Annotated in this window: 19 protein-coding genes; 18 read left to right on the forward strand and 1 reads right to left on the reverse strand. The window is 62.6% G+C overall.

Going from position 1 to position 22,442, the window contains the following annotated elements; all coding sequences use genetic code 11:
- The first annotated feature begins 56 nt into the window (after nucleotides 1–56).
- The 18 genes from JYG34_RS02480 to JYG34_RS02570 all read left to right on the forward strand — a co-directional run bounded on the left by JYG34_RS02480 (nucleotide 57) and on the right by JYG34_RS02570 (nucleotide 21,880).
- Nucleotides 57–197: a hypothetical protein gene (locus JYG34_RS02480; protein ID WP_011531912.1), complete on the forward strand. Its 141-nt coding sequence runs from the start codon at nucleotides 57–59 to the stop codon at nucleotides 195–197.
- 18 nt (nucleotides 198–215) lie between these two features.
- A complete protein-coding gene (gene tagH, locus JYG34_RS02485) occupies nucleotides 216–1,397 on the forward strand; it encodes a type VI secretion system-associated FHA domain protein TagH (RefSeq protein ID WP_213659340.1) in 1,182 nt (393 codons plus the stop codon).
- Nucleotides 1,398–1,402: 5 nt separating this feature from the next.
- A complete protein-coding gene (gene tssJ, locus JYG34_RS02490; protein WP_011531914.1) occupies nucleotides 1,403–1,909 on the forward strand; it encodes a type VI secretion system lipoprotein TssJ in 507 nt (168 codons plus the stop codon).
- Nucleotides 1,906–3,237 carry a type VI secretion system baseplate subunit TssK gene (gene tssK, locus JYG34_RS02495; RefSeq protein WP_011531915.1) on the forward strand — a complete coding sequence of 444 codons (1,332 nt, stop codon included), beginning with the start codon at nucleotides 1,906–1,908 and terminating at the stop codon, nucleotides 3,235–3,237. The genes tssJ and tssK overlap by 4 nt, the downstream gene beginning before the upstream one ends.
- 2 nt (nucleotides 3,238–3,239) lie before the next feature.
- Nucleotides 3,240–4,109, forward strand: coding sequence for a type IVB secretion system protein IcmH/DotU (gene icmH / locus JYG34_RS02500; protein WP_213659341.1), 870 nt, complete (start codon nucleotides 3,240–3,242; stop codon nucleotides 4,107–4,109).
- A gap of 14 nt (nucleotides 4,110–4,123) precedes the next feature.
- Entirely contained in the window at nucleotides 4,124–7,651 is a 3,528-nt protein-coding gene (gene tssM / locus JYG34_RS02505; protein WP_213659342.1) for a type VI secretion system membrane subunit TssM, read from the forward strand.
- Nucleotides 7,651–8,379, forward strand: coding sequence for a PP2C family protein-serine/threonine phosphatase (locus JYG34_RS02510; protein WP_011531918.1), 729 nt, complete (start codon nucleotides 7,651–7,653; stop codon nucleotides 8,377–8,379). The genes tssM and JYG34_RS02510 overlap by 1 nt, the downstream gene beginning before the upstream one ends.
- The gene (locus tag JYG34_RS02515; protein WP_213659343.1) at nucleotides 8,376–9,434 is read left to right on the forward strand and encodes a serine/threonine-protein kinase; all 1,059 of its coding nucleotides are present in this window, start codon (nucleotides 8,376–8,378) and stop codon (nucleotides 9,432–9,434) included. Before JYG34_RS02510 ends, JYG34_RS02515 begins: the two co-directional genes overlap by 4 nt.
- 414 nt (nucleotides 9,435–9,848) lie before the next feature.
- Nucleotides 9,849–10,367 carry an Hcp family type VI secretion system effector gene (locus JYG34_RS02520; protein ID WP_011531920.1) on the forward strand — a complete coding sequence of 173 codons (519 nt, stop codon included), beginning with the start codon at nucleotides 9,849–9,851 and terminating at the stop codon, nucleotides 10,365–10,367.
- A gap of 212 nt (nucleotides 10,368–10,579) precedes the next feature.
- The gene (locus tag JYG34_RS02525) at nucleotides 10,580–13,606 is read left to right on the forward strand and encodes a type VI secretion system tip protein VgrG (protein WP_213659344.1); all 3,027 of its coding nucleotides are present in this window, start codon (nucleotides 10,580–10,582) and stop codon (nucleotides 13,604–13,606) included.
- Nucleotides 13,603–18,306 carry an RHS repeat-associated core domain-containing protein gene (locus tag JYG34_RS02530; protein ID WP_249746205.1) on the forward strand — a complete coding sequence of 1,568 codons (4,704 nt, stop codon included), beginning with the start codon at nucleotides 13,603–13,605 and terminating at the stop codon, nucleotides 18,304–18,306. The genes JYG34_RS02525 and JYG34_RS02530 overlap by 4 nt, the downstream gene beginning before the upstream one ends.
- Nucleotides 18,296–18,778, forward strand: coding sequence for a DUF4265 domain-containing protein (locus tag JYG34_RS02535; RefSeq protein WP_213661097.1), 483 nt, complete (start codon nucleotides 18,296–18,298; stop codon nucleotides 18,776–18,778). Before JYG34_RS02530 ends, JYG34_RS02535 begins: the two co-directional genes overlap by 11 nt.
- A 118-nt stretch (nucleotides 18,779–18,896) precedes the next feature.
- A complete protein-coding gene (locus tag JYG34_RS02540; RefSeq protein ID WP_213659345.1) occupies nucleotides 18,897–19,241 on the forward strand; it encodes an immunity protein Imm33 domain-containing protein in 345 nt (114 codons plus the stop codon).
- A gap of 271 nt (nucleotides 19,242–19,512) precedes the next feature.
- The gene (locus JYG34_RS02545) at nucleotides 19,513–19,722 is read left to right on the forward strand and encodes a hypothetical protein (protein ID WP_213659346.1); all 210 of its coding nucleotides are present in this window, start codon (nucleotides 19,513–19,515) and stop codon (nucleotides 19,720–19,722) included.
- Between the two features lie 12 nt (nucleotides 19,723–19,734).
- Nucleotides 19,735–20,163: an NTF2 fold immunity protein gene (locus JYG34_RS02550; RefSeq protein WP_213659347.1), complete on the forward strand. Its 429-nt coding sequence runs from the start codon at nucleotides 19,735–19,737 to the stop codon at nucleotides 20,161–20,163.
- 162 nt (nucleotides 20,164–20,325) lie between these two features.
- The gene (locus tag JYG34_RS02560) at nucleotides 20,326–20,778 is read left to right on the forward strand and encodes a hypothetical protein (protein ID WP_213659348.1); all 453 of its coding nucleotides are present in this window, start codon (nucleotides 20,326–20,328) and stop codon (nucleotides 20,776–20,778) included.
- Nucleotides 20,779–20,865: 87 nt separating this feature from the next.
- The gene (locus tag JYG34_RS02565; protein ID WP_249746206.1) at nucleotides 20,866–21,504 is read left to right on the forward strand and encodes a DUF2625 family protein; all 639 of its coding nucleotides are present in this window, start codon (nucleotides 20,866–20,868) and stop codon (nucleotides 21,502–21,504) included.
- 112 nt (nucleotides 21,505–21,616) lie between these two features.
- Nucleotides 21,617–21,880, forward strand: a complete 264-nt coding sequence (locus JYG34_RS02570; protein ID WP_011531938.1) for a PAAR domain-containing protein — start codon at nucleotides 21,617–21,619, stop codon at nucleotides 21,878–21,880.
- Nucleotides 21,881–21,999: 119 nt separating this feature from the next.
- Here JYG34_RS02570 and JYG34_RS02575 read toward each other — a convergent pair whose 3' ends face one another.
- Entirely contained in the window at nucleotides 22,000–22,212 is a 213-nt protein-coding gene (locus JYG34_RS02575) for a hypothetical protein (protein WP_213659349.1), read from the reverse strand.
- Nucleotides 22,213–22,442 lie beyond the last annotated feature (230 nt).

Genomic DNA, 22,442 nt, shown 5'->3' on the forward strand with positions numbered 1-22,442 from the left:
CCCACCCAGGCGCGCCCGTGGCGGCGCATGCCTCATCCGTACATGGAGTCGTTCCGATGTTTCACCGTCACTGGCGGGTCACGTTGCTGGCCCTGGTTACCGCGTTCGCCCTGGCTGGTTGCGGTGGCAACTACAAGTTCGACGACGACAGCTACCGCCCCCTGGGAGACCCCCAGGCCCTCAACCGTGGCAACTGAGCACAAGGAGCCCTGACCATGGAACTGGTTTTCGAACTGCTCGACAAACGCCAGCACGGCCGCACCGATTCGCCGACCAAGACCTTCGGCCGCGCCGGTGGCGAGATCGGTCGGGCCAAGGATTGCCATTGGTGCATCGAGGATGACAAGCGTCACCTGTCCAGCCATCACGCCCAGATCACCTACGAGAACGGCGGGTTCTTCCTGACCGACATCAGCAGCAACGGCGTGCGCCTGGCCAGCAGCGGCGCCCAGTTGCGCAAGGGCGAGCCGTACCGCATCGAGCAGGGCGCGGTGTACCGCCTGGGTGACATCGAAGTGCGCGCGCGGCTGATCGACAGCGAGCCGGGCATGGATGTCAGCCTGGGCATGCCGGGCGGCAACATCATCCCCGACGATGCCTTCCTCGAACTCGACCCGATCACCGCGTTGGACCAGGAAGAGTCCCGCCTGCATCCGATGGACGAGCTGGCGGCCATGGCCATGCCCGAGCCACCGGCCCGCCAGCGCGCCGACTACGCGCAGATCGACCGCGAGAGCCTGATCGTGCCGACCCTGGTGCCGGCCGTCGCGCCCGAGCCCGCGCCTGCGCCGGCCCCGCGTGAGCGCCGCGACGACGCCTTCTGGAAGCGCTTCGGCGCCGCCCTCGGGGTGGATATGGACAACCTCGACGAGCAGGCCCGCGAAGACCTGGCGGTGCAGGCCGCCGGGCTGCTGCGCCACAGCATCGGCGGTTTGCAGCAGAGCCTGCGCACCCGCAGCGAGTTGAAGAACGAACTGCGCCTGTCGCTGACCACCCCGCAAGGTGCCAGTCGCAACCCGATCAAGGCGCCGCTGGAGGCCGATCAGGTGCTGGGTGAGCTGCTCAAGCCACGCCGTGGCGGGCAGATGTCCGCCGAGCAGGCTGTGTCGCAAGCCTTCCGCGACCTGCAGGCGCACCAGGTGGCCATGCTCGGCGCCAGCCGCCACGCACTGCGCAGCACCCTGGAGCACTTCGCCCCGGAACAGTTGGTATTGCAGTTCGAGCGCCAGGGCCGCAGAGGTCTGTTCGGTAGCCGCTGGAAATCCTACGTGCGCTACCACCAGGCCCTGATGGGCAACGAAGACTGGAGCGAGCGCCTGCTGGCCAAAGACTTCGCCCGAACCTACGAAGAGCAGGTGCGCCTGATCGCTTCCCTCCATCACGACCCGCAAGGATGATTTCCATGACTCGCATCACCCGCACGATGCTCAGGGCGACGTGGGCCCTGGCCACCTTGTCCTGGCTGGCCGGCTGCAGCGCCCTGTCGCCGTATTCGCACATGACCAAGCTCGACCTCACGCTGACCGCCACCGACCAGCTCAACCTGGACATCAATGGCCGGCCGTCGCCGGTGGTGGTGCGCCTGTTCGAGCTCAAGCACCCGGTGGCCTTCGAAACCACCGATTTCTTCAGCCTCTACCAGCGCCCGAAAGAAGCCCTGTCGCCGGACATGGTGGCCAGCGAGGAGCATGAGCTGCGCCCGGGCGAGACCCTGACCCTCAAGCTCAGCATCGACCCCGACAGCCGCTTCGTCGGCATCATGGCCGCCTACCGCGACCTCGACCAGGCGCAGTGGCGCCGGGTGCAGGCGATCCGCGCCGGCGAGCGCGTGACCGCCAACTTCTACCTGGACCAGGCCGGTATCCACAATGGCGTGCCGGCAGTGGCACAAGCGGGTGAGCGCCCATGAATGTGCACAAGGTAGTCTGGCAGGAGGGGATGTTGCTGCGTCCCCAGCATTTCCAGCACAACGACCGTTACTACGACAGCCAGATGAAGACCCGCACCCAGCTGCTGGGTACCTACACCTGGGGCTTCATCAACCTCGAGATCGACCTGCAGTTCCTCAACATGGGCAAGCTGGTGATCAGTCGCGCCGCCGGCATCCTGCCCGACGGCAGCCTGTTCGAGCTCGACGGCAGCAGCGAGCCGCTGGCCCTGGACGTGCCGCCGAACACCGGCGCCACGCCGATCTTCATGGCCCTGCCGCTGGTCACCGGCAACCACATCGAGGCGCGCCGCCCCGAGCAGTCCGATGTGCTGACCCGCTACACCACCTACGAGGTGGAGGTGTCCGACTCCAACGCCGGCGACGACAACAGCAGCCAGATCAACTGCGCGCGCCCCGACTTCCGCCTGCTGCTGGGCGAGCAGCAGACCGACCAGGCCTACGTGAAGCTCAAGGTCTGCGAGATCCTCGACACCTCGCCCGACGGGGTCATCAGCCTCGACCCGGACTTCGTGCCGACCTTCATCCGCACCCACTCCTCGGTGTACCTGCTGTCGTGCCTGAAGGAAGTCATCAGCATGCTGGCACTGCGCGGCGACACCCTGGCCGAGCGCATCCGCTCCAACGGCAAGGTCGGTGGCGCCGAGGTCGGCGACTTCATGATGCTGCAGTTGATCAACCGTACCGAACTGCTGCTGCGCCATTACCTGAGCCTGGAACAAGTGCACCCCGAAGAGTTGTACCGCACCTTCCTGATCATGCTGGGTGACCTGTCGACCTTCTCCAGCGACACCAAGCGCCCGCGCCTGGATGCCCGCTACCAGCACAGCGACCAGGGTGCGAGCTTCCGCAAACTGATGGAGTCGATCCGCCAGGTGCTGTCGATGGTGCTCGAGCAGCACGCCATCGAACTGGAACTGCAGCAGCGCCAGTACGGCATCCTGGTCTCGCCACTGCACGACCCGGGCCTGCTCACCACCGCCTCGTTCGTGCTGGCGGCCAGCGCCAACTGCGAGTCCGAGGAGCTGCGCCAGCGCCTGCCGTCGCACCTGAAGGTCGGCCCGGTGGAGCGCATCCGCCAGCTGGTCAACCTGCACCTGCCGGGGCTCAAGGTCAAACCGCTGCCGGTGGCGCCGCGGCAGATCCCGTTCCACGCCAACAAGACCTACTTCATCGTCGAACTCGACGCCGCCGACCGCGCCAAGATGGACGGCTCCGGTGGCTTCGCCTTCCACGTCACCAGTGAGTTCTCCGATCTCGAACTGAAATTCTGGGCCATCAGGAACTGAGCATGAGCATGGACATGGATACCCCCCAGGACGACAAGACCGTCCTGTTCAACCAGGATGGCTCGGCTCCGGAAGGGCAGGCGCTCACCGCCCTGGGCGGTTCGGCGCGGGCCGAGCCGCTGGAGCAACGTGTGGTCTATTCGGCGCGCCTGCCCTCCAGCGGCAGCTTCAGCGTCGGCCTCAACCCACTGGTGGCCGCCGCCGGCGAGCTGCTCTCGGAAGTGGTGCGGCTCAAGCACAGCGACACCGCCGAAGACCTGAACAACCTCAAGGAGCGCCTGAGCGCTTGCGTGCGCGCCTTCGAGGCGCGCATCCACTACGAGGGCGTGGAGAACGGCCAGGTCACCGTGGCCCGCTACCTGCTGTGCACCGTGGTCGACGAGGCGGTGGTCACCACCCCCTGGGGCAACGAGAGCCAGTGGTCGCAGATGAGCCTGCTCAGCGCCTTCCACAACGAGACGTTCGGCGGCGAGAAGTTCTTCTCGCTGCTCGACCGGATGTCGAAGAACCCGGTCAAGCACCTGCCGATGCTCGAACTGATGTACCTGTGCCTGTCGCTGGGCTTCGAGGGCAAGTACCGGGTCATCGACCGCGGCATGTCCGAACTGGAAGGCATTCGCGACGCGCTGTTCCGGCAGATCCGCCAGCTGCGTGGCGACGTGCCGCGCGAGCTGTCGCCGCGCTGGGAAGGCCTGGACCAGTTGCGCAACAGCCCGGTGCGCATCGTGCCGTGGTGGAGCGTGGCGCTGTTCACCCTGGTGTGCCTGGTGGTGATGTATTCCGGTTTCGCCTGGGTGCTGGGGGAACAGCGCGCGACCGTCCTGCAACCCTTCCAGACGCTTGAGCAGCCTGCGGCCCAACCGCGGCAGTGACACAAGGACCTGTGATGAAGAATTTTTTCAAGAAAGTAGGCGCCTTCCTCGCCAAGACCTGGGTCTGGAGCCTGCTGCTGGTGCTGGCCCTGGCCTTGCTGGTGTGGTTCGCCGGGCCACTGCTGGCGGTGGCCGACAACAAGTTCTGGGAAGACGCCGCGGCGCGTTTGCTGACCATCAGCGTGCTGTTCCTGCTGTGGGGCCTGTGGATGGTGTTCGCCAGTTGGCGCGCCAACAACCGCAAGCAAGCCGAGCTTGAGAGCGAGGACGGCCGCGAGCGCCTGGAACGCGAGGAACGCAAGGAAGAGGAGGGCAAGGAGATCAAGGCCCGCTTCAAGCATGCCTTGTCCACGCTCAAGCATTCGAGCCTCTACGGTGGCCGCAGCGAACGCTGGCGCCGTGACCTGCCCTGGTACCTGGTGCTCGGTCCGCAGGGTGCGGGCAAGACCAGCCTGATCGACCATTCGGGCCTGGAGTTCCCGATCAACGCGCTGGAGCGCAAGCTCGCCCGTGATCCGTCCAATGGCGATTTCTGCGACTTCTACTTCGCCGAGCAAGCCGTGCTGGTGGATACCGCCGGGCGTTTCCTCAACCAGTCCGACAGCGAGATCGACGGCAGCGCCTGGCGGGTGATGCTCGACCAGCTGCGCCTGCGCCGGCGCAACCGCCCGCTCAATGGCGTGGTGGTCACCGTGCCGCTGGACACGCTGCTCGGCGGCGAGGCCGCGGTCAACGACCTGGCGCAGAAAGTCCGCTCGCGGCTGCAGGAGCTGCGCCAGCGCCTGCACGTCGAGGTGCCGGTGTACCTGGTGCTGAGCAAGACCGATCGCCTGCAAGGTTTCGACGCCTTCTTCGACCAGCAGTCGCGCGAAGAGAACGAGCAGGTGTTCGGCATCACCTTCGGCAAGGGCCAGAACGGCGCCGACACCGAGCTGCTGGCCAAGGAATTCCAAGGGCTGCTGCAACGCCTTGGTGACCAGGTCACCCAGCGCATGCACCACGAGCGCAACACCCTGCGCCGGGCGCGGATCCTCGATTTCCCGCACCAGCTGGGGCGCATCGGCGACCAGTTGTGCCTGTTCGTCGACGCCGCCTTCACCGGCAACCGCTACCAGCGCGCCAGCCAGCTGCGCGGCTTCTACCTGACCAGCGCGCCGCACCAGGCGCCGCAGGTGGACAGCGACAATGGTTACCATCCCGGCCAGCCCGGGCGAGCCGCGCCACAGGGGCGCTCGCGTTTCATCCTGCAGCTGTTCAGCCGGGTGATCTTCCCCGAGTACGACCTGGCCGGCCTCGACCAGCGCGAACGTCGACGCATCCATTGGGGCCAGCGTGCGGTCTACCTCGGCGCCCTCGCGGCGCTGGCGCTGTTCGGCGTGCTGTGGGCCGGCAGTTTCTCCGGCAACCATGAACGCCTGGAGCAGGTACGTGAGCTGGGCCAGCAATGGCACCGCCAGCACGTTGGCCTGGGCGCCCGCGACGACGCCCTGGCCGCGCTCAAGCCGCTGGACACCGCCTGGCAGGCTTCGCGCGTGTTCCCTGAGCGCAGCGACGCTTCGTGGCTGCACCGCGGTGGCCTGTACCAGGGCGTGCCGGCCAACGAAGTACTGCAGCCGGCCTACCAGCGCGAGCTGGAAACCCTCCTGCTGCCACGGGTAGCACAGATGGTCGAAGGGCAGATTCGCGGTAACCTGAAAAGCCGTGAGCGGCTGCTCAACAGCCTGCGCGCCTACCTGATGCTCGGCATGCCCGACCGCCGCGACCAGGGCTGGCTCAAGGACTGGGTGGCGGCTGGCTGGTCGCAGCAGTACCCCGGCAACACCGCCGTGCAGGAAGGCCTGAACGCTCATTTCGGGCGCCTGCTCGAGCAGCCGTTCGCCTACCCGCTCAACGACGCCCTGGTGGCCCAGGCGCGCCAGGTGCTGCGCGCCGAGTCCCTGGCCAGCGTGGTCTACCGGGTATTGCGCGAACAGGCCCGCAGCCTGCCGGAGTACCGCCTGAGCCAGCAGCTCGGGCCGCAGGCCAGCCAGTTCGTTGGTATCGACTACCCGATCCCCGGCTTCTACACCTCCCAGGGTTACCAGCAGTACTTCTCGGTGCAGGGCGCCAACCTGGTCAACGACATCCTGCGCGACAACTGGGTGCTGGGCGAGGGCAGCGGCATCAGTGACATGGACATGCGCCGGCTGATGGTCGAGCTGGAGCAGCTGTACTTCCGCGACTACGCCAACTACTGGGGCGAGGCGATCAACCAGGTCGGCCTGATCCCGTTCAACGACGCGGGCGAAAGCGCCGACCAGATGTCGGCGCTGACCGCCGCCAACTCGCCGCTGCTGCTGTTGCTCACCGAGGTGCGCGAGAACACCCGCTTCCCGGTGCTGGCGGAAACCCCGGACGAAGGCAGCCAGGCGGCCGAGGCCGCGGCTGGCAAGGCCGCCGCCAAGAAGCTCGGCAAGGGCGGCGCGGCAGTGGCCGGCGCCGTGGCCGACAAGGCCCGCGATGCCCTGGCCAAGAAGCCGCTGCCGGACACCGCGCGCATGGCCCTGCAACGGCGCTTCGAGCCGCTGCACCGGTTGCTCGACGACAACAACGGCCCGGGCCCCGACCTGGCGCCGACCATGCAGGCGCTCAACGACCTGCAGCAGCAGATGGCCGGCCTGGCCCGTTCCAACCAGGCCGAGGAAGCCTCGTACCAGATGGCCAAGGCGCGCATGTCGGGCCAGCGTGATGCCCTGAGCAGCCTGCGTAACAGCACCACGCGCCTGCCGCGGCCAGTGGCCGGCTGGTTCAACCTGCTGTCCGACGACATTTGGCGCATGGTGCTCAACGACACCTACAGCTACCTCAACCAGCGCTACCAGAGCGAGCTGTACAGCTTCTATGGCCGCGCCATCGAGTCGCGCTACCCGTTCAACGCTCATGGCACCAGCGATGTGGCGATCAGCGATTTCCGCGATTTCTTCAAGGCTCAAGGTGTGGCGGACCGCTTCTTCGATACCTACATGCGCCCGTTCGTCAGCGGTGAAGCCGGCACCTTCCGCCTGCGCAGCCTCGATGGCCAGAGCCTGCCGATGGCCAGGGCCTACCTGGAGCAGATGGGCGCGGCCCAGACCATCCGCCAGAGCTTCTTCGCGCAGAACCCGGAAGAGCCGCAGGTGCAGTTCAAGCTCGAGCCGTACACCCTCGACCCGTCGGTGAGCCGCGCCGAGTTCCGCTTCGGCGACACGGTGATCGACTACCGCCACGGCCCGATCGTCTCCACCAGCCTGAAGTGGCCGACCGAAGCCCAGGACGGCAACAGCAGCCTGACCCTGGAGCAGCTCAACGGCCGCCCCATGGCGCTGGAGAAGAACGGCGGCCCGTGGTCGCTGTTCCGCCTGCTCGACCTGATGCAGACCGAGTACCTCAAGGGCCGCGACACCATGGTGCTCAAGGCCAATGTCGGCGGCATGCGCGCCAACTACCTGCTGACCAGCCAGCGCACGCCGAACCCGTTCGACATGAACGTGCTGCGCGGCTTCCGCCTGCCAGGGGAGCTGTGATGCAGCCTGCCACCCCCTGGCGCAGCGCGGCGCGCACCGACCCGGGCAAGGTCCGTGCGCGCAATGAGGACGCCTTTCTCGACTGCCCGCAGCAGGGGCTGTGGGCAGTCGCCGATGGCATGGGCGGCCACGAGGCTGGCGATGTCGCCAGCCAGATGATCGTCGAGAGCCTGGCCGAACTGCCGGCCAGCAGCACGTTCGACGAGCGCGTGGTCGCCGTGCGCCAGTGCCTGCACTGGATCAACCGGCGGCTCGGCCAGGAGCTCACCGTGAGCGTCGAAGGCCAGGCGCGGATCATCGGCAGCACCGTGGTCACCCTGCTGCTCGAAGGCCGCCGCGGTGCCTGCGTGTGGGCCGGCGACAGCCGCTGTTATTTATGGCGCGGCCAGCGCCTGTACCAACTGACCCGTGATCACTCGCTGCAGCAGCAACTGATCGACAAGGAGCGCATGAGCGCCGAGCAGGCCCGCGAGCACCCCTCGGCGCGGGCCTTGACCCGTGCAGTCGGTGCCAGTGCCAGCCTGACCCTGGAAGTGCTGGAGTTCGAGGCGTGCCCGGGTGATGTGTTCCTGCTGTGCAGCGACGGCCTGTACGACGGCGTGGAGAGCGGTGGCCTGGGCCACGCGCTGGACCTGGCCTCGCCTGGCGAAGCCCTGCAACGCCTGTTCGAAACCGCCCTGGGCGGTTCGGCGAAAGACAACCTGACCGCAGTGGTGATCCACCGATGAACCTTGGCAGCGGCGACGCGCTGGATGTGCTCGACGCACTCGAGCAAGACAGCGAGTCGACCTATTTCGCATTCAACCAGGCCATCGCGCCCGAGCCCGCCCGCACCGGCAAGGGCCGGCGCAAGCGGCGGGGCAAGGGGCGGGCACCTGCCACCGCGCAGGCGCCGGCCGCCACCCCGGCGCGTGCGCTGCCACCGTTGCCCGACGTGCTCGCCGGGCGCTACCGCCTGGAGCGCCTGCTCGGTGCGGGCGGCATGGGCCGGGTGTACCGCGCCCGCGACCTGTTGCAGGAGCGCTTCGGCGACCCGCAACCGCTGCTGGCGCTGAAACTGATGAGCGACCAGTTGGCCACCGCTCCGGACGCCAACGCCCTGCTGTTCAACGAGTACGCCCTGACCAGCCGCCTGCGCCACCCCAATCTGGTACGCCTGCAAGGCTTCGCCGTCGATCCGGAGAGCGATCGTGGCTTCATCACCATGGAACTGATGCGCGGCACTTCCCTCGATCGCCTGCTCTGCGACCAGCCGATGGGCCTGGCCTGGGCGCAGGTGCGCGAGATCGCCGTGCCGCTGCTCGATGTGCTCGCCTGCGTGCACAGCCAGGGCGTGGTACATGGCGACCTCAAGCCCAGCAACGTGATGCTCACCGACGACGGCCTGCGCCTGTTCGACTTCGGCCTGGGCATGGCCCTGGAAGGCCCGCTGGCCGGCCTGCCGCACCTGAGCCATGGCCGCTTCGAGGCCTGGACCCCAGCGTATGCCGCGCCGGAGCTGTTCGAAGGCGGCACCCCAAGCACCGCCAGTGACCTGTATGCGGTGGCCTGCGTGCTGTACGAACTGGTCACTGGTCGTCACCCGTTCGACCGTGTGCTGTCGTTAAAGGCCCGCGAGCAGGGCCTGCAGCATTCGCTGCGGGTGCCGGAAAACATGCCGGCCAAGGCCTGGGCGGCCTTGCGCATGGCCCTGGCCTTCGACCCCGGGCAACGCAGCATCGGCGCCGCGCAGCTGCGCGATGCGTTTGCCGCGCGTGGCTTTTGGTCGAGATTTGGAAAGTGAGTGGCCTTCTGTGGGAGCGATTTTATTGTGTTGGCTACACCGGCCTCTTCGCCGGCAAGGCCAGCCCACTCAACACAACCCTATTGTTTTCACGTTTTAGGTTTTTGACTTCTCAGTCAACTGCGCAAGAAGTTGCGCACTCAAATGTGGATAAGTGTGTGGATAGTTCGATGCAGGCCTTGGTACTCGTCATGTACAGAAGACTGCGCAACTTTTTGCCACCACTGCGCAAGAAGTTGCGCAACTTTTGAATGGTTAAAGTTGAAAAGAACACTCAAATGGATGTTCGTGCTTTGTAATTATCTGATTTTAATGGATAAATAAAAACTGGCACGCCATTTGTATTAACTAGTCGCCCCGAGGTGGCAAATTCCTGCCACCCGGCGACTATTTTCCAAGCAAGGAGAGCGACACATGGCAACTCCCGCCTACATGGCCGTCACCGGCGAAAAACAAGGTCTGATCACCGCTGGCGCCTTCACCGCCGACTCGGTGGGCAACACCTACCAGGAAGGCCACGAAGACCAGGTCATGGTCCAGGGCTTCGAGCACGAAGTGATCATCCCGCGTGACCCGCAGTCCGGCCAGCCGACCGGCCAGCGCGTGCACAAGCCGGTGAAGATCACCAAGGTCTTCGACAAGGCCTCGCCGCTGCTGCTGGCCGCCCTGACCTCGGGCGAGCGCATGACCAAGGTCGAGATCAAGTGGTACCGCACCTCGGCCCAGGGCACTCAAGAGCACTACTACACCACCGTCCTGGAAGACGCGATCATCGTCGACATCAAGGACTACATGCACAACTGCCAGGACCCGGCCAACGCCCACTTCACCCACCTGGAAGACGTGTACTTCACCTACCGCAAGATCACCTGGACCCACGAAGTGTCCGGTACTTCCGGTTCCGACGACTGGCGCGCGCCGGTCGCGGGCTAAGGCTCGGGGTCTCTGGGTGATCGACGCTAGCGTTGCATCGCCCATGAGATCGAGCGCCGCCCGCGCGGCGCATCGCGGATGAATCCGCTCCTACAGCGGTTGGTTGCCCGACACGGCACTGCCTGCCTGTAGGAGCGGATTTATCCGCGATGCGCCGCGTGAGCGGCGCTCGATCCCGAGGACGTTCCACCACCCAGTAAAGAGGAACAAGGATGTTTGCCGCCGCCGACCAGACCCATTTCAGCTTGCACATCGACGGCCTGGAGCACGACTTCCAGGTACTCGCCTTCGACGGCAGCGAAGCCATCAGCCAGGTGTACGCCATCGACCTGGAACTGGTCAGCGAGCACCCCTCGCGGGACCTGGAAAGCCTGCTGCACAAGCCCGCGTTCCTCCAGCTCGGTGACGACGGCCGCGGCCTGCACGGCCTGATCTATCGCGCCGCGCAAGGCGAGGCGGGCAAGCGCCTGACCCGTTACCAGGTCACCCTGCGCCCGCAACTGGCCTACCTGGCCCACCGCATCAACCAACGCATGTTCCAGCAGCTGAGCGTGCCGAAGATCATCGCCCAGGTACTGGAAGAGCACGGCATCCTCGCCAATGCCTACCAGTTCCAGCTGGGCGCCGTGTACCCGGAGCGTGAGTACTGCGTGCAGTACGACGAGTCCAACCTGCAGTTCGTCCAGCGCCTGTGCGAAGAAGAGGGCATCCACTACCACTTCCGTCACAGCGCCGAGGGCCACCAACTGGTGTTCGGCGACGACCAGACGGTGTTCCGCAAGCTGGCCCCGGTGGCCTACCAGCAGGACGCCGGGCTGGTGGCCGACACGCCGATGATCAAGCGCTTCGGCCTGCGCGTGGAAACCCGCACCAGCAGCGTCACCCGCCGCGACTACGACTTCAAGAAACCGCTGATCCAGCTCGAAGGCGAGTCAGTCAGCCACGCCGAGCCGGAGCTCGAAGACTACGACTACCCCGGGCGCTTCCTCGACCGCGCCCGCGGCAAGCACCTGGCCACCCGCGCCCTGGAGCGCCACCGCAGCGACTTCCGCCTGGCCGAAGGGCGCAGCGACCAGCCGTTGCTGGCCAGCGGGCACTTCCTGACCCTGAGCGCGCACCCCAACGCCGCCTGGAACGACCTCTGGCTGCTCACCGAGGTGCACCACCAGGGCCGCCAGCCCCAGGTGCTGGAAGAAGCCATCACCAGCGACGTCGACGCCAAGTACGACGGCTTCCAGCAGGGCTACCGCAATTTCTTCAGCGCCACCCCGTGGGACGCCACCTACCGCCCGCCGCTCGAACACCCCAAGCCGCGCATCCTCGGCACCCAGCGCGCGGTGGTCAGCGGCCCGGCCGGCGAGGAGATCTACTGCGACGAATACGGCCGTATCAAGGTGCAGTTCTTCTGGGACCGCGAAGGCCGCTCGGACGACAAGTCCAGCGTGTGGATGCGCGTGGCCTCCGGCTGGGCCGGGCAGGGCATCGCCAGCCTGCAGCTGCCCCGGGTCGGTATGGAAGTGCTGGTCAGCTTCCTCGAAGGCGACCCCGACCAGCCCCTGGTGACCGGCTGCCTGTACCACGGCGTGAACATGCCGCACTACAAGCTGCCCGACCTGAAAACCCTCGCTACGATCAAGAGCAAGGAATACAAGGGCAGCCGCAACAACGAACTGCGCATCGACGACACCACCAGCGAAATCAGCATCGCCCTGCGCAGCGACCACGGCGCCAGTGCGCTGAACCTCGGCTACCTGACGCACCCACGCCCGAGCGGCGGCGCCCCCCGTGGCGAAGGCTTCGAGCTGCGCACCGATCGCCACGGCGCCGTGCGCGCAGCCGGTGGCCTGCTGATCACCACCGAACCCCGCGCCAACGAAGCCAAGCACCACAAGGACCTGCCCGAAACCGCCGAACGCCTGGCCACCGCCAGCGAGCAGCAGGACAGCCTGGCGGAACTGGCCAAGCAGATGCAGGCCCAGGAGCCCGGCGACCAGGACGCCGTGGCCAAGCGCCTGCACGAACAGCACCAGGGCATCCTCGGCAGCGGCCCGGTCAACCAGAGCGCCAACGAGTTCCCCGAATTCGCCCAGCCGCACCTGGTGCTGTCGAGCCCGGCCGGCATCGCCCTGACCACCCCCGGCCCCAACCACATCACCACCGGCGAGCACCTGGCGCTGAGCAGCACCGGCCACACCAGCATGTCCGTCGGCAAGCGCCTGCTGGCCAGCGCCAGCCAGGGCATGCGCCTGTTCGTGCAGAGCCTGGGCTGGAAACTGGTGTCGGCCTCCGGCGACATCGACATCCGCGCCCTCAAGGACAACATCAACCTGCTGGCCAAGCTGGACATCACCGCCAACGCCGACCGCATCGTGCTCACCGCCAAGACCGAGCTGGTGATCCAGGGCGGCGGCAGCGCCACCACCTACAACGCTGGCGGCATCACCCATGTCACCAGCGCCAACTACACCGCCCATGCGGCGCAGTTCGCCCATATCGGCGCCGCCAGCAAGGCCGGCACCTTCCCCGAACCGCCGAAACCCGGCAAGGGCGACCTGGAGCTGCTGTACCAGTACGCCAACAGCAAGGGCGTGAAGACCGGCGACTACGACGTGATCGACGCCCTGGGCAAGTCGATCAAGGGCAGTTTGGATAGCAAAGGTTTCAACCAGGCAGCAGGGGCCGCCGTTGGGCCACTGTGGGTCGACTTTGGCCTCGACCCTGCTGATACCTGGGCCGATGGCAGCCACTTTGGTGCCTCTGCCTGGCCTGCACAGGCGGGACTGGGAGAACCGTCTGCCGCGCAGATGGCGGAAGTTGGCGAGGTGCTTAGCAGTGCAAAAGGTGAAGGCGGATTGCTAGCTAAGGGGATGTCGGCAATGCAACAAGGCATGGACAAAGGCAAGGGACTGATGCAGAACGCGATGGCACAAGGAAAATCGATGGCCCAGGGCCTGATGGGCCCCGGCGGCAACGGCCTGCTGGAACAGGGCAAGGCCCTGGCCGGCACGGGCCTGCAACTGGCGAAAAGCGGCCAGGCTGCTTTGCAGAAGGCGCAACAGGTCAAGGCCGCTGTCGGCGGCGACACCGGCGCCATGGCCCAGCTGGCCAGCAACGTGGTGCCCGGCGCGGCGCCCACGCTCAAGGCCGCCAGCGCCCTCAAGCAACTGCCGAGCCTGCCCAAGCTCAGCGCCCCCACCAATCCAGGCAAGGGCCTGCTGAGCCATGAGGTGCTGGCATGACCGACGCCAAGAAACGCGAAGCCCAGGTCGCCGTCGCCCCGCTCAACACCATCGACGCCAAGGACGTCGGCCGTGGCGCCGCCGCCTTCGACGCCTGGCTGCAGTCGGTCAGCGGCGGCTACGTCACCCTCGAACGCATCAAGACCGTAGCCGGCGCGCTGCCGGTGGTGGGCAATATCATGGCCCTGGTCGATGCCTTGGGCGACGTGGTGACCCTGGTCAAGAGCAAGAACCGCCAGTTGCTCGACTGGGTGAGCCTGGGCATCAACCTGATCGGCGTGCTGCCGGCGCCACCGACCATGGCCGCGGCGCGCATGAGCCTGCGCCCGACCCTGTTCCTGGTGCGCCAGGAGCTGCGCAACAGCGCCAAGATGCTGCTGGGCGATTCGCTGATCCAGGTGCTGATCGGTCACCTCAACGCGACCATTGCCGGGACCATCGACGATTTCGTGGCCAAGGCCCAACCGAAGATCGCTAGCATCCTCGCCGACGCCGGTGCGCTAGGCACCAAGATGACCAACGAGATCGCCACTGGCCTTGAGAAAGTGGTCAAGGGCCAGTTGGATGCCAAGGGCGATCGCGACAAGGCGGGCAAGCAGATGTCGGCTGCCGCCGACAAACTGCTCAACGACCCCAAGGCCGCATTCAGCAACTTCTTCGGTGCGGTGCACAGCGCCTACAAGGCGGCAGGCAAGGGGCTGGCCAACAGTGCCACCAGCAAGCTGCTGCCGGATCAGATCAAAGCCAAGGTCTTGGCCAACACCAGTCAACTACGCGCGCTGGGACCGGAGATGGCCCGACAGTTTGCCAAGCTGGCGGACCCTGCCACGCAGATGAGCATCGGCTGGATGTTGACAGTGCTGGGCGGGGCGGTGAAGGGCTTCCGCAAGCGCAACAAGAACGGGCAGCCGGGGGTGAGCAAGCCGGGGACCACTACGCGGGTCGAACGTGCGAAGACTAAAGGGGAGTTAGGTACAAGTAGCTCACAGCATCCTCCACTCAATGCGACCAGTCCTTTGAGTTGCAATTGCCCTGCGGAGCCAGAAGACAACACGGGCAGTCGGATCAGCTTCGCCCTAGGCTCGGAGTTCATCATCCACACTGACTTCAACCTTCCTGGGGCATTTCCCATCGAATGGCAGAGGGTCTATCACTCACGATTGGCCGAATACGACCAAGGAAATTTGGGGGCCCGCTGGGTCACCAGTTTTACCACGCGCCTTGATGTAGTAGGTAAAGGAGTGGTGTTTCTGGATCGAGATGGCCGCAGCCATGAATTTACTTTGCCCAAGATCGGCAAGGCTGTTTTCAACGCAATTGAAGACTTGCTGCTGACTCGTATCAGTGAGCATGAATTGGTCATCAGTCGGGGCTTCGAGCGGCGCGAGCACTACCTCTGTGTTGGCGGTTGCTACTACCTGCAGAAAATTACTTTGCAGAATGGTGCTGGTTGCATGCTGCATTACGAGCACCATCATGATGGGCGTCCAGTACTGTCGGACATCATCTCCTTCCAAGACGATATCTCACAGATTCACCGGCACTTGGGCACGCTGATCGATGGGCAGGGACACATCACTGGTTTGTGGGAGATGCGTGATGGCCAGCCACTACGACAATTGTGTGCTTACCACTATGACGACCAGGGAGACCTGATTGCCGCGCAAGATGAGCATGGCGCGGCTTGGCACTACCAATATCAGAGTCATCTGGTAACTCGATATACCGATCGCACCGGTCGTGGCATGAATCTCGAGTGGGATGGCAGTCATGCTCATGCCAAGGCGATTCGCGAATGGGCTGATGACGGCAGTTTTGACACGCGACTGGAGTGGGACGAGCACATTCGTCTCACCTACGTTACCGACGCCCATGGCCAAGAGACTTGGTACTACTACGATATTCTCGGTTACTTGTATCGCGTCCGGCATCCGGATGAGCGTTCTGAATGGTTGTTCCGGGACGAACGAAAGAAGCTTGAGCGTCATGTTCATCCTGATGGCAGTGAAGATCGATTCAGCTATGACGAGCAGGGCAACATGCTTGTGCACGTTCGTGCTGATCACAGCCAAGTGCATTACGCCTATGATGACCGGCGCCGTCCGATTCGCATCCGTGACGCGGAAGGCGGTGTATGGGAACGCCATTATGATCTGAAGGGAAATCTCAGCGAGACAATTGATCCGCTGGGCAACAAGACTGAGTTTTCCCATACCCCGTCGGGTTTGGTTAAAGCAATCAAAGATGCGAACGGCAATGAGAAGAAACTTGCTTATAACGATGCAGGACAACTGGTCGAGTACACGGATTGTTCCGGAAAGACCAGCCAATGGGCCTACAACACGTTAGGTCAGCTCGTATTGTTCACTGATGCTGCAGGCTACGAAACGGCCTACGAATACAAAGGAGGCGAGGTCTCCAGGATCATTCACCCGGACAAGACGGACGAGCGTTTCGAGCACGATGCCGAGGGGCGCCTTCAGGCTCATGTCGATGCACTTGATCGTTGCACGACCTGGTCCTACAACGCAGCGGGCTTGCTAGCGGAACGTGTCGATGCCGCCGAGCATACCCTGCGCTATCGTTGGGACAAACTAGGACGGCTGGTGGGTCTTGAAAATGAGAACGAAAGCAAGGCTCAGTTCCTGTACGACCCTGTGGGAAGGCTTCTACAGGAAACGGGTTTTGATGGTCTGATTACCCGTTATCACTATGATTCGAACACTGGGCGGCTGACCTGCACTGAGATGGGGCAGCGTCGAATCGATCTTGAATTCGACGCGGTTGGAAGGCTTTTATCCCGCAGTGCCCATTTGGGGGAGCAGCATCAAGAGGAGAGTTTCTCCTATGATGGCAACGGCAGTCTTATCCAAGCCATCAATGGTGCGAGCAAGCTGCAATGGTTCCACGATGCAGCAGGCAATGTGACCCGCGAACACCAGTTCTATCTGGCCAGTGGAACACCGATGGTTGCAGTGTGGCAGCACGAATACGATGTACTGAACGAGCGTGTGGCGACGATTAGGCCCGATGGCCACAAGCTCAGCTGGTTGACCTACGGCAGTGGCCACTTGCTGGGCATGAAACTGGACCAGCATGAATTGATTGCCTATGAGCGAGACGACTTGCACCGTGAAGTCGTTCGACATCAGGGTAATAAGCTGGTGCAGACCCAGGCTTGGGATGCTGCTGGCCGCCTTCAGGGGCAGTTGCTTGGACGTGATGATGGCGGGACGACACTGCTCAAGCGTGAATATCGTTACGACGCTGTTGGTCAGTTAACAGATGTCCATGATACCCGCCGTGGACATTTGGCATATCAATACGATCCGGTAGGAAGACTTTTGCAGGCGACCAGCCGACTGGGTGTGGAAACGTTCGCCTTCGACCCTGCTGGTAACTTGCTCGACGAAAAGACCCAGCAACTGAATCGTCCGCTGGAAGGTGATCCTCGACGCAACAAGCTGATGGACAACCTGCTGCGTGAATACGCCGGTACTCACTATACATACGATGAGCGAGGTAACCTGACCCAGCGACTGCGCAATGGTGAGCGCGCTCGATTGCAATGGGATTTGTTTGATCGCCTGACCCGCTACGATGATGAAAAGGTCAGTGTCGAATTTGCCTATGACGCGTTGGGGCGGCGTTTGCACAAACACTCCGCAGCTCACTATCAAGATGACCCACGTGCCGGTAGCGGTTGGAACCAGATGCAAAGGGCGAAGCGTCAGCGCGACTTGGGTTGTGGGTTTACGCTGTACGGTTGGGACGGCGACACACTCGCATGGGAAAGCTCACCGCCGCAGGATGAAGGTGACACAGGCCGTACAGTTCACTACCTGTATGAACCCGACGGTTTTGTCCCTGTGGCTCAGGCCGTCCGCAAGAGCCCTGTGCGCCTGCACAAGATCCCTGACTGGAGTCAACGCGACTATGACTTCGATGCGGACCCCCTGTGGCAGTACGAAACAAAGCCAAATCCGATTGATGTACTTGCCTGGTACCACTGTGATCACCTTGGTACGCCGATGGAGCTTACCGATCACAATGGTGAAATGGCATGGGCTGGCCAATACAAGGCGTGGGGCGAGGTCAAGGAGGAGCGCTCGACGTGGGCCATCCAGCAGGGGCTGACAAATCCGATTCGTTTCCAGGGGCAGTATCACGATCAGGAAACGGGCCTGTATTACAACCTCAATCGATACTATGATCCCCGAGTAGGTCGATTCATCAGTCAGGATCCTATTGGCTTTGCGGGCGGGTTGAACCTGTTTGCCTATGCGCCAAACCCCGTGGAATGGGTCGACCCTCTTGGATTAGCTAAAAGGAAAAGACCACCTTCCCAGTACGCGAAACGAGATGGTGATGGTGCGACACCCGCGCAAATGAAAGCGAGCAAGAAGGGTGGCGGCACGCGACAAGGTCAAGCAGCTTGCCGCAAGAAACTGATCCAGAAGGCTAAGGCCAACTCGGGTGGGGTCTACACTTGCTGGCGTTGTGGACACACCTCCACCAACCCGGACGATATGCACCTTGGCCATAAGAACGTACCGACCTCCAAAGGGGGCAACCTGGCGCCGGTCAACACCGACCTGGAAGGGGCTTCATGTAACTTGAGTGCAGGCAACAGTGGTTACGTTAAAGAAGGAATGTCATGTGTTGAACGAGGAAGCTGTGGAGCACCTTATGGGCGATAGCGAACAGACCGTACTAATCAAGGTGTTCGTGGCGGACGACGATGGTCCTGTCTACGAGGAGCTCCCTGCTCTCCAGAAAGGGCCGAGTACCTATGAGCTGTTGTCCTCCCCAGGCCTGGCACTGAACCTGGCCAAGGGAGACCTGGTCTCGATCATCGATCCTAATACGCCTGCCCAGGTGTTGAAGCGAGGTGGTAATTTTTGCATCCAGATCTATGCAGACCACATTCCCGATAAAGACATCACTTCCCTCGAGCGTGATGTAAATGCTTTGTTGGGGGGGACACTTGATGGTGTTCACGAAGGGAACTTGGCGTTGAGTGTGCCCGCGCGAAACGGTATGGACAGACTTGAGGAAGTCTTCGACGGATTCACCGAAAGGACGGGTATTCAGTGGTATTACGCTAATATCTACAAGAATTTCGAGGACGAAGATGACGAGACGTTGTTGAACTGGTGGTTGGATAGTTAATTTATACTTTTTGGGTGAGCTCACCATTATTGGTCTCACGCTGTGGGCGTGCTGCAGGGCGGTTTGACAGTGATCGCCCTTGCGGTGTTACTCGCAGGTATAGGAAGCCCGCAGCGCCATGATATACAACTACCACGAAGCCCCGCCCAGCCGCGAGCAGGCTGAAGTATGCAAACGCTACGAGGTATCGCCGAAGGCACCGGAAGATCGTGTGGCGATTGCTTTGGACAGGCTCAAGGAAAGCCCTATCTATGGTGTGCGTATCGAGTGTCCGGAAGGTGGCAGGGTAAGTTGGTTCTTTTATTGCGGTGAGTACTCTGAGGAGGATGACTTTTACCAGGTCATCCACACGCGGCACTTACACGAAGAACTGCCCGAGGTGGTGAACTATCTGTACCTGCCTGAGGGAAGCAAGTTCATCATCGACCGGGAAGGCTACGAAGATGTCTGGTTCGAGGAGTGAGCCCGCAGATAGCTAATGTGCTACCTGTCGTGGGCAGTGAATAGCGGCCCACGATCGATTTCTACCTTGTATGCACGACTTCAACGCTGGGTGGTCAAGCACTGGTTGCAGGAGCGGCCAGTTACGTTCATGAGGACAGGATGTCGTGGCACAACGTCTAGCAAGGTGTCATTCACGTCTTTTTTGAGTTTCGTATCTCTTCGTCTGAGCACTCGGCAGGATAGTCGTGTCATCGGGAATGCCATCACCGCTTGAACGTCGAGGTGCTGGCATGACCGACGCCAAGAAACGCGAACCTCAGGTTGCCGTCGCCCCGCTCAACACCATCGACGCCAAGGACGTCGGCCATGGCGCCGCCGCTTTCGACGCCTGGCTGCAATCGCTCAGCGCTGGCTACGTCACCCTCGAACGGATCGAGACCGTGGCTGGCGCGCTGCCGGTGGTGGGCAACATCATGGCTTTGGCCGATTGTCCATGTTAGTGAGGAATTTACATGTCGGCAGTAGACACGTTGAAGGGCTTTCTTGAGGCCATGCTGGCTTGGGAGGTTTCACTGAACTCCAAAAAGCGAAGCTCGGATTATAAGGAACACTCAGATTTTCGTGATCAGATCAACAAGGGGGTGAGAGAAGAACTGGCCGCGATCTTCGATACATTTCTTACTGAACGAGCGGTTGCTGATTTTGGTAAAGCAAAGATGGATACGCTTGGGACCGGTCGGCCGCCCGAGTATGAGCAAGAAATTCTTGCGGATACATTGACCCCTGAGGGCAAGGGGGTGAGTGTTGAAACGCTTCGTGATAAAGGGTTGAAAAAACGGTTCAAATATGTGTTTGTTGAATCTCCAGAAGGGCTCAGGTTGAGTGAGGTATATATACTCCGCGGTGAACAAGAGGGGTGGGCGCGTAGATCTTCAGTCTAGGTGTACAGTCCGGGAATGAGAGGGTGCGGATTGATAGTGAATCGATCTGGGCTTTTCGTCCAGGCCTCACAGATTACCTTGAAGGGAGTGCACCATCGCAAGGCCTTGAGGTGTCTGGCGAAGCTGTAGGCCATCACAAAGGCCAGAAGGGGGAAAGAGCGGTTGGATCAGGCAATCTTCGAGCAATGGAAAATGCAACTTGAGTCACTCGACCGTTACGAAAACCAGGCGGACTGCCAAATGTTTCTCGCAATGGTGGAGGCGGTAACGCACTGCCTCAGCGATGACGTCATCGATGTGCTGCTGGGGACCTTTGGCAATGCGCACGACCATGGTGTGCAGGAATCAGTGATGCGGGTGCTCGACCAAGCACCGCCCCAGCAATATGCAGCGCGGCTGGCCGCCGGTTTCGAAGCGCTGATGGAGGCTTCCAGCGAGCGCGAATGGCCGCTGATTCTGTTAGGGCGGCTTTTCAACAGCCATGATGACAGCGGCGCGGCTGCACTGCTGGAACAGGTGGCAAAAGGTGATGTACTGCATGCCTTCCTGCGCAGCGATAGCTTTATCGAGGAATATCCACAAGCCGAAGTGCTTCTGCCCAGATATGGCTTGTGAGGGGCATTGTTTGATGAGTGACAGGTTTACAAGGATGCAGACGCTGAGGCTGCACAACGAAGGAGCGTTGAATTGACGGATACTCAGATGCCCCGCCTGGAAAAACTGTTGTCGATCTCAGGCGAGCCCCTGGCCCTGCCCGACACGCTCGATGCACGAAGCCGGGACTTGGCAGGCACGAGGGCCGATGAGTTGGAAAGCCTGCTGTTGCGGCGCAATGGTTTCTATGCGTTTGAAAGCGCGTTGCATGTGTTTGCCACAGGAGCGACCGCGCCGGGTAGCGAGTCCAGCCTGCAACAGTGGAATGCCCCGGAGCTGTGGCGCTTTGAATTCCCTGAGTTGGAGGAAGCGCCAGTGCTGTTTTTCGCCGAAGACGTGTTCGGCGTGCAGTTCTGCCTGCGCCAGGGCCAGGTGCACACGTTCGAGCCGGAGACCGGCAAGTTCGAATACCTGGCCGATGACCTGGAGGGCTGGGCCGCGGAAATCCTGGCCGATTACAAGTTCCTGACCGGATGGCCCCTGGCGAATGCCTGGCAAGCGCTGCACGGTCCCTTGGCCCAGGGCCAGCGCTTGCTGCCCATCACGGGGTTTGCCTTCGGCGGTGCATTCGCGGTGGAGAACCTGCGCACGGGCGATGCCATCGAGGGTATGCGCTACCGGGGCTGCATCGCACAGCAGATGAAGGGGATGGCCGCTGGCACCGTGGTGAAATTCACGGTCTCCTGATGGCCCCTCGGGATGCCAAACGGATTGATGGCCTATGGCCTTCGATCCACTGCGCTATGTTAGGCTTTCACCATCGGCAGCGACGCCTCCCCTCTGACACGGAGTTCACCCCATGAAAGACATCATCCGCCTTGGCGATTCCACCACCCACGGTGGCAAGGTGCTCGGCTCCTTCGGCAATACCAACGTCAACGGCAAGCCCATCGCCGGCGTCGGGCACATGGTCAGCTGCCCGCTGTGCAAGGGCGTGTTCCCGATTGTCGAGGGCAGCGCCACCTATAACGTCGACGGCACGCCGGTGGCCCTCGACGGGCACAAGACCGCTTGCGGCGCGGCGTTGATTGCCAGTGGGCCGAAGAGTGGTGTGGCCAGCTGAGGTTGGCCCGTGCCCTGTGGCTGCGGGTTTACCCCAGAGTGCGCCGCAGGACTCACCCTCACATTCGCGTGCAAGCGGCTCCCATGGGGAGCCTCCAGCACCGCTTGACGCTCGTGCGGCTAGTCGACCCATCCTGAAAGAGCAGCAGCTGCATACGACCAACGGTTGGAGGCATACGCTGCAACAAGGGTGGGTAGCGTGATTGTCAGTTGCATTTCCATGAACTTTGATAGCTGCACTTTGAGCAAGTGCAACGTGCACCTTGTCAAGGTGAAGCCGATTAGCATCACGCTCAAGATGATGACGACTCTCATTGCCTCGGTGGCATCCATGCTTCGTGCTCATTGATGGATCAAGTGATGGGTACGCCGCTTTCACGGCGCCACGATTCCAAGCGCAATCGGTTGCCGTTCGTTCCTGTGATTTTGTAACCCCGCCATCTGGCAAACCGCTGTATGGTGCTGGCCAGCACTGAACGTTCTTGTCCCTTGACCCAGGTCATCCCACTTCCCGATTTCTTGACTAGTCTTAACCGTTGGCGGCGTCTGCCTGCCGCCACCGT

The sequence above is a fragment of the Pseudomonas entomophila genome, assembly GCF_018417595.1.
GTDB lineage: Bacteria > Pseudomonadota > Gammaproteobacteria > Pseudomonadales > Pseudomonadaceae > Aquipseudomonas > Aquipseudomonas entomophila_C.